Below are 13049 nucleotides of genomic sequence, written 5' to 3' on the forward strand. Positions count from 1 at the left end.
ATTACTCACCCCTTACTCTTTTACTGACAAGCTCAATGTGTTCACTGTCAGGATCTCCAACGACACAGCCAGCATCTACTTTAACACCTTCCATAAGAATCGCACGATGTATGATTGCACCTTCGCCAATTTCAACACCAGGCATTAAAACAGAATCATTGATTTGTGCATCTTTTTCTACTTTTACATTGGTAAATAGTACAGAGTTATTAATCTCCCCATTAATAACACATCCCTGATTGATATAGGCATTGTTGATTTTGGCATCCACTCCAATGTATTGTGGCACTGCTGCAACATCTTCTGTATAAATTTTCCAGTTTGAATCATTTAAATCCAGCTCATTGTTGGAACTTAACAGATCCATATTTGCTTCCCATAAAGAATCTACTGTTCCAACATCTTTCCAATACCCTTTAAATTCCCACGCAAATAAGCGTTTTCCATCGTTTAGTAAATTTGGAATGATATCTTTTCCAAAATCGTGATTGCTGTTTGGATCATCTATATCTGCTACCAGCATCTTGCGTAACAGTTTCCAGTTAAAGATATAAATCCCCATAGATGCCAGATTGCTTTTTGGATGTTCTGGTTTTTCTTCAAACTCTACGATACGTCCATTTTCATCTGTATTCATAATTCCAAATCGACTTGCTTCTTTCATTGGTACAGGTAAAACCGCAATCGTCGCATCTGCACCGCAAGCTTTGTGATGAGCAAGCATTTTTGAATAATCCATCTTATAGATATGATCCCCTGAAAGAATCAAAACATATTCAGGATTCTGGTTATCGATAAAATCGATATTTTGTGAAATCGCATCTGCAGTACCCCTATATACGTCAAAAGCTGCACCGTCTTTTTCACGTGGAGGAAGGACATAAACTCCACTGTCTTTAGCGTCCAGTCCCCAACGCTGACCAGCAGCCGCATAGGAATTCAACAATACACTTTCATATTGAGTTAGTACTCCAACTACATTAATGTTAGAGTTTGCGCAGTTACTTAATGGGAAATCAATAATACGATATTTCCCACCGTAATATACTGCAGGTTTCGCAATTTTTTTAGTTAGGTCATACAGTCTTGTACCTCTTCCCCCAGCTAAAATCATTGCCAGCATGTTGTTTTGTCTCATGTGTTAATTCACCCCTTGAAAAAATAGATATGCCATTTATATAATATCTTATACTATAAGTATAAACCTTTTTAACTAAATTTCCAGTAATAAAGTGTTAAATTTTCATTTTTCTGTATGCGTTTTCACATATATATAATTTAGTTAAAAGAAAAGCATGCTTAACCTAATAAAGTTTCTGTTTAAACTTCGGTTCTGCATGCTTATTATATGTATGACAATTTAAGGATTTGTATCTTAAATAAAAAAACTTATCGACAAATTATTTATGGTATGGATTATGATTTAAGATCATAAATGCACGATATATCTGTTCCAAAACTAAAATACGTGTCATTTGATGCGTAAATGTTAAATCAGATAACTTCCATCGATAGTTTGCTCTTTGGTATATGTTTTTTCCTGGCCCAAGGGAGCCGGCTATCACAAAAGTAATATTGCTGGATTGATAGGTTTGCAGTTTTTCAAGTTTTTCCGCAAACTTTTCACTGCTGATCATTTCTCCCCAAAGATCTAACAAAATCACATACTCATTATCTTTTATTTTCGACAACAAGCGCTCTCCTTCTTTTTCTTTTACTTGCTCATTTTGTGCATCACTGTTTGTTTGTGGAGCTATTTCATCGGCTACTTCTATCATTTCCAAACGAGTAAAAGGGCGAAGTCTTTTTTCAAATTCTTCAATCTGTGCTTTTGAAAACTTTTCCTTTATTTTTCCTACCGCAACTATTTTTATCATAAATCTCCTTTCAAAAATGCCGCATATTGCGGCATCTTACATTTCTTTATTTCCACCTATATAAATAGAAAACTGATCAGCTGGATATAAACGCATTCCATCATAATTAACTTGTTTGCTATCCAAAATCTGTTTTAAAGTAGACAATGCCATTTCTCTTGTATTTCCTTCTTGTGAAATATGTGCCAATACGATTTCCTTTGTTTTTTCTTCTGAGATCACTTCACTTAAAATATGAGCACTGTCTTCGTTGCATAAATGACCATAATCATTAATAATTCTTTGTTTTACATAAACCGGACGTTTTGTCTGCATAAGCATTTCAATATCATGATTGCTTTCAAAAATATAGTAATCCGCATCTTTCAAGTAGTCTTTCACTTCTTTTTTGATATATCCTGTATCTGTCACATATACAAGTTTTTCATTTCCACATTCAATAAGATAGCCAACCGTATTTTCACAATCATGACTCATGGGAAGTACGGTAATATGAAAGTCTTTGATTTGAAAAGTATCAAATGCTGAAATGTTTCGCAAATTTGATGTTTCTATATTTTGTGCTGCATAAGTAGGCAGTTCTTCAAACATTTTCAATTGAGAAATATGATCCGTATGCGTATGTGTAATTAACAAAGCATCTGCTTTCATAGGATCATACGACAATTGTTCAAAGCAGCCTTTCAAATACTTCTTTGTTGTCCCGCAATCAATAATCAGACTACTGCTGTTATGTTTGACAATACAGCAGTTTCCTTTTGAGCCACTCGCTAATAAAGCAAATTTCATAGTTATATCCCTTCTAATATCCATTATGGGCAATATTGAAAAAGGCAGAGATTGACTTTTGAAAGGCAAGTTCTACCCTTCCTGTTGCCCCATTACGATGTTTGGCAATATCCACATCGGTTTTATCTGTCGGATTTTCTTCTCCATCATGTTCTTTATTGTAATATTCATCACGATATAAAAACATAACGATATCCGCATCCTGTTCAATCGCTCCAGATTCACGCAAATCTGACAACATAGGATGTTTATCTGGTCTTGTTTCAACAGAACGTGACAGCTGTGACAATGCGATAACCGGACACTCCATTTCTCTTGCTAAAGATTTTAAAGAACGCGAAATTTCGGAAATTTCCTGCTGACGATTATCAGAACCACGACCACTTCCACTAATCAGCTGAAGATAATCGACAACGACCATATCTAGTCCATGTTCGCTTTTTAATTTTCGACATTTTGAAAATACTTCACTGATTTTCACATTGGAGCTGTCATCCACAAACAGTTTGGTTGCCATTAATTCGTTTGCGGCTTCATTTAATTTATTAAATTCTTCATCACTGATAAATCCACTTCTAAGTTTGCTGGATTCTACAGCGCTTTTCGCACTTAAAATACGTTTCATCAAAGCTTCTGCAGGCATCTCCAATGAAAAAATCGCAATCGCACCTGGATTATAGAAAGATGCATTCAATGCCAGATTCAACGCAAATGCGGTTTTCCCCATGGCAGGTCTTGCGGCCAGAATAATCAAATCGCCTCGCTGAAAACCATTGGTCATATTATCCAAATCCGTATATCCTGTTTTTATACCTGTAATTCGCGTATCCGAATTTCTTAACTTCACCAGTTCCTGCATAACAGTGGAAACAACCTGTCTGCTGGAGCGAAACTCAGTGGCTTTTCGATCACGAGTAACATTTAAAATGTCGCGTTCTGCTTTATCCATGATCTCATCTAATGAAGATGCACCATCAAAGCCTTCTTCTACAATTTCCTGTGCTGTTTCAATCAAACGTCTTACATGTGCCTTACTTTTAATAATTTCTATATAAGACATACTGTTTGCTGGAGAAATCGCGGTATCGCTTAATTTAATAATATAATCGGCTCCTCCAACTAAATTCAACTGTTCTTTATCCTGTAAACGTGCAATCAAGGTTGTTACATCTACTGGCTTTCCACTGTCACAGATGTCCATCATAGCAGAGAAAATACGCTGATGAATATCCAGATAAAAATCTTTTTCCTGTAGATTTTGATCAAATACAACACCCGTAACATTTGGATAAATCATCATTCCGCCTAAAATCGCCTGTTCTGCTTCGTTACTGTGCGGTAATTCTCTGCTCATAAGCTCCTCCTTTATTTTTCACTTACATGTACTCGAATTATACCTATAACTTTATTTTTATATAAATCAACTTTAATATCTGTATAACCTAAAGAAGATACCGCTTCTTTATCAATAAACTTACGTTTTTCAATATGAATTCCATGTACTCTTTGCAGTTGTTCTACGATCTGCTTACTTGAAACACTTCCAAATACACGTCCACCTTCCCCGGTTTTCACATGAAACTGCAATGTAATTTTAGAAAGCTTTTCTTTTAACGCAACCGCATCACTTTCTCTTTGTTTTTCTTCTAAATCATGCTGCAGATTTTGTTCATCAAGAATTTCTTTGCTTTTTTTCGTAGCTAATACCGCAAGTTTTTGTTTTAACAGAAAATTTCTTCCATATCCATCACTAACTTCTACGATATCTCCTTTTTTTCCTACTTTTTTAACATCACTTAACAGAATCACTTTCATCTGTATTTTCCTCCTTAATTTCTTCTAAATATGCATCAATTGTTTCCTGCAGTTCTTTTTTCACTGCTTCTACACTCGTATTTTTACGCTGTAAAGCGGCCGCACCAAAATGTCCTCCACCATGCATCATCTCCATGATTCTTTGCACATTGATAACACCTTTGCTTCGAGAGGAAGCCGCGACACTTTCAGCATCTGTTTTCGCTAATACAAAACTAGCTTCAATTCCTTTGATCTCCAAAAGACTATCTGCCACTTGCGACATTAAGGTTCGACTCATCTGATAGCGCTCATCAACTGCCGCAATGATCATATTGTCTTTATACATGCTGGCATATTTCATAATATTTGTTTTAGCCGCAAAAGAACGATAATCTTCTTTCAACATATTTTCCGCCTTTAATGGATCTACACCATGATTTTTTAAGTAAGCCGCAGCTTCAAATGTACGACTTCCTGTTCTTTGACGGAAACGGTTTGTATCTACCAAAATACCTAAGTACATAAACGTAGCTTCTATCTCGCTTAACTGTACGGTATTTGTCTGATAAGGCAAGAACTCTGCCGCAAGTTCACAGGTAGAGCTTGCACTTGTTTCCACATACACAAGAATTGGATTTCCTACAAAATCTTCACTTCTTCGATGATGATCAATAACAATAATTCGATTTGCATTGTCCAAAGTTAATGGTGCTCCTGTCTGATTTGGATTATTGTGGTCAACAACAATCAATAAATCTTCATCTTTTATCATGCGAGAAGCTTCTCCATCTTCAAGAAAGCGATGTCTACCATTCAAATCATCATAGAAGCTGTCAAATGCTTCCTTCAGCTGTGATTCAATACCACCACTCTTACTTACAACATATACTTCCTTGCCATAAGCCGCAGCCATTCTAGACATGCATAAAGCTGCTCCCATGCAGTCAAAATCCATTTCTTTATGTCCCACAACAAACACACGTTTCGATTCTATAATAGCTTCTGAAACAGCCTGTGCCATAACACGTACACGTACCTTGCTTCGTTTTTCTCTGGCTTCACTGTTTCCCCCAAAATATTTTACACTTTCTCCAAACTTTTTCACAGCCGCCTGATCCCCGCCACGACTTTGTGCCAGTTCCAGCAAATCATTTACCATGGTATCTAATAGCTGATAATCATCTGTACCACGTGCAAAAGACATACTCAGTGTAATAGAAGCATCAATTTCCTCTGCATTTTTTCGAACGATGTTCAAAATAGAAAAGCGATCTTTTATAACTTCAGATAAAATCCTTTCATTTAAAAGAACTAAAAATCGATCACTTCTTAAACGGCGAATAAACATGCCATACTGTCCTGCCCATTCTACCAAAGGCTGACGTACACTTGTGTTGATCTGTGCCATCTTTGCTTCATCTTCATATTGCTGAATTTCCATATAGTTATCCAGCTGCAGCAAACCAACAACAACGCCATCCGCTTCAAAACGATCCTTTAAAGTTTTTACTTCTGTAATATCTTTTACAAATAAAACCTGTCCGTCTTCTTTACGTAAAATTTCATAAAAACGATCGCTATCTTTCGCAACAATGCTATCCACTTCACCACGAAATAAATCCGAAATTTGTGAAATCCAGCTTGTCAGTTTTTTTCCTACAATATCAATATGACGTTCTTCTAAAAAATCATTGATCCATGTCGCATTATACTGTTCATCGTAGGTAATGATTCCAATTTCTCCATAAGACAATGCATCCTTAGCATCATGTCCTAAAATATGAGATATACTAATATCACTTTCTTTTCGATCACTTTGAAAACGCCAGACGATCCATATAACAATCGAAATGTTAAATACGACCAAAATAATCATCGGCAAAATTCTTACACCATCAAAATCCGCTATAAACAATGCCAAAAGCGCAACGATTTGCGCAAAAATAACAAGTGCAATTTGTATTTTAAAATTCTCCAGACGATCCACGAATGACACCTCGTTTCCATATTTGCAAATAAATATCTTTTAAATCGATAAACATATCCAAAATACCAATACAGCCAATGGCCATCTGCACATACGGTACAAATGCTGCCAGCAAAACAAGAAATACAAATTTCTTCTGTTTTGATAAAAGCAGTGCATAGCACAGAGAAATTACCCCATAAAAAATGGCAGTAACTTTCGCTATCCCATATAAGAACACAAGGATTCCTAAAACCTCTTGGTTTAATTTTATCACATTTCGCATAAAATACAGCACCCAAATGAAGAAGATAAGCAATCCTGCATAAGATGGAAGATGTATTTCAAAGATTGTTTTTATCTTTCTTGTTTCTATATGCAAACGCATAAGCAAAACGTGTGCAAATAAATGAATGCACAACGCCTGCATCGCACTTAACAGAATCGTTGATACCAGAATGATCATTCCCGTTAGTTTTGCCAAGTCTAAATCCTGTCCTATATGAAACAAAGATAATAATTGACTTATCATTTCTATGTCTTCCTTGGGATCATATCCAAATAAAGATGCTAGAAAAAACGTTGTTACCAAATAAGAAAGAAATGTAAAAACTGCAGTTCCCATATACAATACTCCGTTTTTCCATTTTTTTCTTATCCCTTCACCATAAAACAATCCACAAACATTGCAGCTAAACAAATAGAAAATGGTTGTCGGTGAAGAAATCATAAAAGAAAGGAGCGTTGTACTAAATGCCGCAATAAGTCCATTCCTGATTCCATATTTTGCAGTATAGATCAAAATAGGAAACGTCAAGATCCAGTACATCAAAGCTTCCGGCATACCTCCAAGCTGTAGATTTACAAACAACATCAAGCCAACCAAAGCTACCATCATAGCTCCTTCTGTTAATTTTCTTGTTTGTGTAACCATAAGCAACACCCCTTCTTATATATCTATATGAAAAGAAAACCTCCACCAGCTTTTGCAGTAGAGGTTGTACCATTTTTATTCGCTAACGTATGGTAATAAAGCCATCTGGCGAGCACGTTTAATTGCTGTAGCCAGCATGCGCTGGTACTTTGCGCGTGTTCCAGTTACACGTCTAGGAATAATTTTTCCGTTTGCAGAAATAAATCTTTTTAATAATTCAACATCTTTGTAATCGATGTATTCAATTTTATTTTTTGTGAAATAACATACTTTCTTACGTCCCATGCGCTGTTTTTTGAAAGCCATATTCATTCTCCTTTCTACCAATTAAAATGGTAAATCATCACTTGCAATATCAAGTGTATCACTTGACGCAAAATCACTGGAGTAGGACTGCTGAGCACTCATATCCGGCTGATAACCCTGATTCATCGGCTCATAATCTGGCGTGTAGACATTTGCTGTCATATTGCTAGAAGCGCTTTTTGGTTCTAAGAACTGAACCGTATCAGCAACTACTTCTGTCACATACACACGTTTGCCCATTTGATCATCATAACTGCGTGTCTGGATTCTTCCTTCCACACCAACCAAAGAACCTTTATGTGTATATTGTGCAGTATTATCCGCAACTTTATTCCAGCATACGCAGTTGATAAAATCCGCTGTCGGCTGTCCTTCTGTTTTAATTCTGCGATCACACGCAACAGTAAAAGACACTACACTGGCACCAGAACCTGTTTTACGAAGTACAGGATCTTTTGTCAGACGTCCTACCAATACTACACGATTGATCATAGTCCATCTTCCTTTCTTTTATTATTCTTCGTCCTGAGTTTTAACTACTAAGAAACGAACGATGTTGCTGTTGATACGAGCCAAACGTTCGAATTCGTGAATTCCTTCGTTGTTAGCTTCAACATTAATTACAACATAGTAACCTTTGTTCATGTGTTTGATTTCGTATGCGAACTCTTTTACACCCCATTCGTCAACCTTTTCGATTTTTCCTTCATGGTCTGTAATGATCTTGTGAAGTCCGTCCATAACCTCTTTACGAGCAGCGTCTTCCAAAGATGCGTTCACAATGTACATGATTTCGTATTTTTTCATTCTGTACACCTCCTCATGGTCTATAGGCCCTATTTTATATAGAGCGGGGAGTAGATAAATCTACCCGTTTACAGATTATAACACTCTTTCTTTCTGATTGTAAAGACTTTATCTTCAATTTTCTTAAAGAACCTGCACTTTGCAACAAATATTGTTTTCTTCTTCTAAAAATTGTTGTAGACTTTTTTTCTTCTGCTTGTATAATAAGCATGAAAACCACAAAAAGTCAGCTGTATAAAAAATAAAAAGTGATGTTATGGATAAACAAGGAAAGGATGGATATTTTAAATGAAAGTAAAAGATCTTTGTCTGATTGCGGCAATGGCCGCTATTGAAATGGTTGTCTTCACTTCCTTTTCTTTTGTTTTATATTTAGAATGCATCACCTTCACAATTATATTATTTGCGATGACTTTTACCAGAAAACAAGCTGTATTTGCCGCAATTGTATTTACGATTCTTAATTTATCTATACAAGGTGTCACTCCATGGTCTATGATGTACTGCCTGATCTATCCCCTATACAGTTTCTTAATTGCCACATTACGCCCTTTTTTAAACAAGCATTTCCTATGTCTTGTTTTCCTATGTGCTCTTTTATCTTTTTTAAGCGGGCAGCTCGTTCAACTTCCTTTTATGCTCATTTCCAAAAAAGTAACCCTTCTTTATATTCTTTCAGGACTACAGGTATCTATCCCGCAGGGAATCGTATCAGGTATCTTCTGTTTTATCTGTTACAAACCTGTATACAATATATTACATAGAATAGAAACAAGAAATTTACATTAAACAACAATATATAATATAAAAGTTTCAGTAATGAAGCTTTTTCTTTTATTAAAATCCCATATTTTTTGATTATGCTCCATATAATCACTAAAAAAATGGTACAATAATATGATGAAGACGGGGTGTTACAATGGAAATTACAGATGTTCAGATTCGCGAATTTGCGCATAATGATACAATTTTAAAAGAAGGAGAAGAATTGTGGAAAAACAATGCTGTTGTATCCTTTGATTTTGATGATTTTTCAAACCCAGACATTATCCTGATCAATGCAAATGTAAAAGATGAAAAAGGGTATCAGGAAGTAAATATGTCAATCGATAAAGATGATGTCATCATACGTGCACATTTATGTAACTGCAAACAGCACAGCGAACAGTTAAGCTGCAGACACTGTGTTGCTGTATTATATAAGGTAAAAGAAATTCTTGAAAAAAAATATCCATCAAAACAAGAACATACAGGAGATGATGCTACACTTGTCCAATTGCTGGAAACCTATGAAAAACAAAATGTATATGCTTCTTTGGCATACACTTTTCAGGAAAAAATGCATCTGGAACCTGTAATAGAAATCCATGATCATTCCTTTCTTGCCTTAACGCTAAAGATAGGAACCAATTATCGTTATATCATTAAAAATATCTCACAGCTGATAGATGACATTCAGGAACATGTCACAAAAGCCTATGGTAAAGAATTAGAATTTTTCCACCATTATGACAGTTTTGATGAGGAAAGCCAGAAATTGCTTGATTTTATTATTTCTCATATGCATGACTCTGTTTATATAAAAAAAGAAAATACATCACAGGCATGCCTAAAAAATAAAAGTTTATTATTAACACCAGATGCACTTGATTCTTTTTTCAATTTATATGCAGGAAAAGAAATCATGTATCGTTTTAAGGAAAAAACACTTACCAATCTGCATTTTGTAAAAACAAATCCATCTTTTACCTTAGATGTAAAAGAGAATCGCTCTACCGATAGTTTTTCCTTTAGGATAGAAGAAAAAGATAATGTAATACTAGAAGGCAGAAAACACCTGTATGTTTTACGAAAAGGCTTTTTATATCAATCCACTCCTTCTTTCTATATAAACATGCATCCTCTGATTCAATCTTTCTATTACGCAAAAAAAGAACTTTCTGTATCAAAACAATTAATGCCATCTTTTTATACAAACATATTATTAAATATAAAAGAGTATATTCAAATACAGGGAGATGATATATCTCTTTATGCCCCAATGCCTTTAGAATGCAAAGCCTATTTAGATATGCCTAAACATAACTGTATCAGTGTAAAACTTATTTACAGTTATGGAAAAATGGAATATAACGCATTTTTACAGCCTTTATTATCTTCTGGAAGAAATATCAAAGAAGAAATGGCAGTACGCTCTTTGTTATCAAGATATATAACACGTATTGATACCAATGAAGGAATCGTCTATATTGAAAATTCACAGGATGCGATGTATACATTTATTACACAAGGTGTTGATGAACTAACAAAAAAATGCATCATGTATGCAACAGAAGCATTCTCTCGCATGCAGGTACGCTCTTCAACTTCCATATCTATGGGAATACGTATGGAAAGTGATTTGCTGCATATTGACTTTGATACTTATGACTTTCCAAAAGAAGAACTGCAAAACGTATTGGAAGCCTATCGTTTAAATCGAAAATACTATCGTATGAAAGATGGTTCCTTTGTTAGTCTTGAAGACAATGCTTTACAGGAATTATCCTTATTGCTGGATGGAATGAATGTGAGCGCATCCCAATTAGAAAATGGAAATCTCATCGTTCCAAAGTATCGTTCCTTATATATAGATAAAAGTTTAGAAGATGCAGATATGATGAAAATTGATCGTGATGCCAGTTTCAAAGATATCATTCGTGGAATCCATAACATTAAAGATGCCGATTACCCTGTCCCTCCTAACCAGAAACATATTTTAAGAAACTATCAAAAGATTGGATATCGCTGGTTAAAAACAATGGCCAATTATGGCTTTGGCGGCATTTTGGCAGATGATATGGGAATAGGAAAAACCATACAGGTCATTACTTTATTAGAAGATGAAAGAATCCAGCATCCAGAAAGTGTTTCTCTGGTTATTTGCCCTAGTTCTTTACTGTTAAACTGGCAAAGTGAAATACAGAAATTCTCTAAAGATTTATCCTGCATCATGATTAGCGGTACAAGTGAAGAAAGAAAAAGACAAATACAAAACTGTAAATCATATGATGTCGTTATTACCTCGTATGATTATATAAAAAGAGATATTGAACAATATGAAGATGTTCTTTTTACATATCAAATTCTTGACGAAGCACAGTATATTAAAAATCATACAACTAAAAATGCAACTTCCGTAAAACAGATACAGGCGAAACATCGTTTTGCTTTAACTGGGACACCAATTGAAAACTCATTGGCAGAACTATGGTCGATTTTTGATTATCTTATGCCTGGATATTTATACAGCTATCCATACTTTAAAAAGCACTACGAATTTCCAATCGTAAAAGAAAATGACCCAGCTACAGTAAAAGAACTGCAGCGAATGGTAGAGCCTTTCATTCTTCGTCGTGTGAAAAAAGATGTATTAAAAGAATTGCCAGAAAAAATAGAAAAAACAATGATGATTGAACTGGATGAGGAAACTCGAAAATTATATATGGCAAATGTTAACAGCATGAAAGAAGATTTAAGAAAGAATCTAAATGAAAAAGGTGTTGCCGCAAGCAGGATTCTTGTATTAACGATGTTAACAAGACTTCGTCAGCTATGCTGTGATCCTCGCCTTGTCTATGAAAATTATGCTATGGTGGGAAATAAGATCAATGCCTGTATGGAATATATTGAAACTTGTTATGAATCAGGTAAAAAAGTACTGTTATTCTCCCAATTCACTTCTTTATTATCTTTATTAGAAGAAGAACTGCATAAGCGAAATATCCGTTATTACCTGTTAAAAGGATCAACGCCAAAAGATAAGCGACAGGAATATGTCAATGCTTTTCAAAATGACAATACCCCTGTATTCTTAATATCTTTAAAAGCTGGCGGTACCGGTTTAAATCTAACAAAAGCAGAAGTTGTTATCCATTTTGATCCATGGTGGAATATTTCTGCACAAAACCAGGCTACTGATCGTGCGTATCGTATTGGGCAGCATAACAACGTACAAGTAATCAAAATGATTGCGAAAGATACCATTGAAGAAAAAATCATGAAACTCCAAGATAAAAAACAAAGTCTTAGTGATACGATCATCCAGCAAAATGAAGGAATCATTACACAAATGAGCAAAGAAGAAATTTTAGATTTGTTCTAAACAAAAAGAACTGTGCGCAAAAAACACAGTTTTTTAAGGAAGAAAGAAAATATGTTTAATCCATCATTTGTGTTCGAACGACATCAACAATCATTGCGATAAATTCTTTATTACTCGGTTTGGCTCTTTGAAAATGGACAGTATTCCCAAATACAGAATGTATGGCAGAAATATCACCCCTAGCCCATGCTACTTCAATCGCATTTCGAATTCCCTTTTCCACACTATATACAGAAGTATCATAATAAATCGCTACCTTTACATATAGATGTTTCGTGATGTTTTTTAATAAAGCTGGATTTTCACATGCTGAAACTATCGCATGTCGTATATAATCATGACCAACAATGTGAGCAGGTATCCCTATTTCATGCAATAAATTTGTAACATTTACATAAATTGCCTTTCTTGAATTATCCATATTTGTTT

Annotated in this window: 13 protein-coding genes; 2 read left to right on the top strand and 11 right to left on the bottom strand. The window is 35.0% G+C overall.

What is annotated here, in order from left to right:
- Position 1: 1 nt before the first annotated feature.
- The 10 genes from A9CBEGH2_RS07855 to rpsF all read right to left on the bottom strand — a co-directional run bounded on the left by A9CBEGH2_RS07855 (position 2) and on the right by rpsF (position 8476).
- Positions 2–1138 (bottom strand): glucose-1-phosphate adenylyltransferase, encoded by a 1137-nt coding sequence (locus A9CBEGH2_RS07855; RefSeq protein ID WP_118276546.1) that lies wholly within the window; start codon positions 1136–1138, stop codon positions 2–4.
- Between the two features lie 262 nt (positions 1139–1400).
- Entirely contained in the window at positions 1401–1877 is a 477-nt protein-coding gene (rlmH, locus tag A9CBEGH2_RS07860) for a 23S rRNA (pseudouridine(1915)-N(3))-methyltransferase RlmH (RefSeq protein ID WP_163052035.1), read from the bottom strand.
- Positions 1878–1913: 36 nt separating this feature from the next.
- A complete protein-coding gene (locus tag A9CBEGH2_RS07865) occupies positions 1914–2666 on the bottom strand; it encodes an MBL fold metallo-hydrolase (protein ID WP_115716664.1) in 753 nt (250 codons plus the stop codon).
- Positions 2667–2679: 13 nt separating this feature from the next.
- Complete coding sequence (gene dnaB, locus A9CBEGH2_RS07870) at positions 2680–4020, bottom strand: replicative DNA helicase (protein ID WP_118276548.1); 1341 nt, start codon at positions 4018–4020, stop codon at positions 2680–2682.
- 11 nt (positions 4021–4031) lie between these two features.
- Complete coding sequence (gene rplI, locus A9CBEGH2_RS07875; RefSeq protein WP_118276549.1) at positions 4032–4481, bottom strand: 50S ribosomal protein L9; 450 nt, start codon at positions 4479–4481, stop codon at positions 4032–4034.
- Entirely contained in the window at positions 4459–6450 is a 1992-nt protein-coding gene (locus A9CBEGH2_RS07880; RefSeq protein ID WP_163104549.1) for a GGDEF domain-containing protein, read from the bottom strand. Before A9CBEGH2_RS07880 ends, rplI begins: the two co-directional genes overlap by 23 nt.
- Entirely contained in the window at positions 6428–7363 is a 936-nt protein-coding gene (locus A9CBEGH2_RS07885) for a DUF2232 domain-containing protein (RefSeq protein ID WP_118276551.1), read from the bottom strand. Before A9CBEGH2_RS07885 ends, A9CBEGH2_RS07880 begins: the two co-directional genes overlap by 23 nt.
- A gap of 75 nt (positions 7364–7438) precedes the next feature.
- Positions 7439–7669, bottom strand: a complete 231-nt coding sequence (rpsR, locus tag A9CBEGH2_RS07890; protein WP_008690406.1) for a 30S ribosomal protein S18 — start codon at positions 7667–7669, stop codon at positions 7439–7441.
- Positions 7670–7690: 21 nt separating this feature from the next.
- On the bottom strand, positions 7691–8161 hold the full coding sequence (ssb, locus tag A9CBEGH2_RS07895) for a single-stranded DNA-binding protein (RefSeq protein WP_115716659.1): 471 nt from the start codon (positions 8159–8161) through the stop codon (positions 7691–7693).
- A 21-nt stretch (positions 8162–8182) separates the two neighbouring features.
- Positions 8183–8476 (bottom strand): 30S ribosomal protein S6, encoded by a 294-nt coding sequence (gene rpsF / locus A9CBEGH2_RS07900; RefSeq protein ID WP_115716658.1) that lies wholly within the window; start codon positions 8474–8476, stop codon positions 8183–8185.
- 288 nt (positions 8477–8764) lie between these two features.
- Here rpsF and A9CBEGH2_RS07905 point away from each other — a divergent pair, with 288 nt between their 5' ends.
- Both A9CBEGH2_RS07905 and A9CBEGH2_RS07910 read left to right on the top strand, forming a co-directional pair.
- On the top strand, positions 8765–9265 hold the full coding sequence (locus A9CBEGH2_RS07905) for a cytochrome B (protein ID WP_115716657.1): 501 nt from the start codon (positions 8765–8767) through the stop codon (positions 9263–9265).
- A gap of 130 nt (positions 9266–9395) precedes the next feature.
- The gene (locus tag A9CBEGH2_RS07910) at positions 9396–12620 is read left to right on the top strand and encodes an SNF2 helicase associated domain-containing protein (protein WP_118276552.1); all 3225 of its coding nucleotides are present in this window, start codon (positions 9396–9398) and stop codon (positions 12618–12620) included.
- 55 nt (positions 12621–12675) lie between these two features.
- Here A9CBEGH2_RS07910 and A9CBEGH2_RS07915 read toward each other — a convergent pair whose 3' ends face one another.
- A complete protein-coding gene (locus A9CBEGH2_RS07915) occupies positions 12676–13041 on the bottom strand; it encodes a sporulation initiation factor Spo0A C-terminal domain-containing protein (protein WP_157964990.1) in 366 nt (121 codons plus the stop codon).
- Positions 13042–13049 lie beyond the last annotated feature (8 nt).

Origin of the sequence: Amedibacterium intestinale, assembly GCF_010537335.1 — a bacterium.
GTDB lineage: Bacteria > Bacillota_I > Bacilli_A > Erysipelotrichales > Erysipelotrichaceae > Amedibacterium > Amedibacterium intestinale.

Bases quoted from the DNA above. Each gene is read 5' to 3' on its own strand.
- rpsR (WP_008690406.1), bottom strand. From the start codon at position 7,669: ATGGCTTTCAAAAAACAGCGCATGGGACGTAAGAAAGTATGTTATTTC.
- ssb (WP_115716659.1), bottom strand. From the start codon at position 8,161: ATGATCAATCGTGTAGTATTGGTAGGACGTCTGACAAAAGATCCTGTA.
- A9CBEGH2_RS07910 (WP_118276552.1), top strand. From the start codon at position 9,396: ATGGAAATTACAGATGTTCAGATTCGCGAATTTGCGCATAATGATACA.
- A9CBEGH2_RS07905 (WP_115716657.1), top strand. From the start codon at position 8,765: ATGAAAGTAAAAGATCTTTGTCTGATTGCGGCAATGGCCGCTATTGAA.
- rplI (WP_118276549.1), bottom strand. From the start codon at position 4,481: ATGAAAGTGATTCTGTTAAGTGATGTTAAAAAAGTAGGAAAAAAAGGA.
- dnaB (WP_118276548.1), bottom strand. From the start codon at position 4,020: ATGAGCAGAGAATTACCGCACAGTAACGAAGCAGAACAGGCGATTTTA.
- A9CBEGH2_RS07915 (WP_157964990.1), bottom strand. From the start codon at position 13,041: ATGGATAATTCAAGAAAGGCAATTTATGTAAATGTTACAAATTTATTG.
- rpsF (WP_115716658.1), bottom strand. From the start codon at position 8,476: ATGAAAAAATACGAAATCATGTACATTGTGAACGCATCTTTGGAAGAC.
- A9CBEGH2_RS07865 (WP_115716664.1), bottom strand. From the start codon at position 2,666: ATGAAATTTGCTTTATTAGCGAGTGGCTCAAAAGGAAACTGCTGTATT.
- A9CBEGH2_RS07885 (WP_118276551.1), bottom strand. From the start codon at position 7,363: ATGGTTACACAAACAAGAAAATTAACAGAAGGAGCTATGATGGTAGCT.
- rlmH (WP_163052035.1), bottom strand. From the start codon at position 1,877: ATGATAAAAATAGTTGCGGTAGGAAAAATAAAGGAAAAGTTTTCAAAA.
- A9CBEGH2_RS07855 (WP_118276546.1), bottom strand. From the start codon at position 1,138: ATGAGACAAAACAACATGCTGGCAATGATTTTAGCTGGGGGAAGAGGT.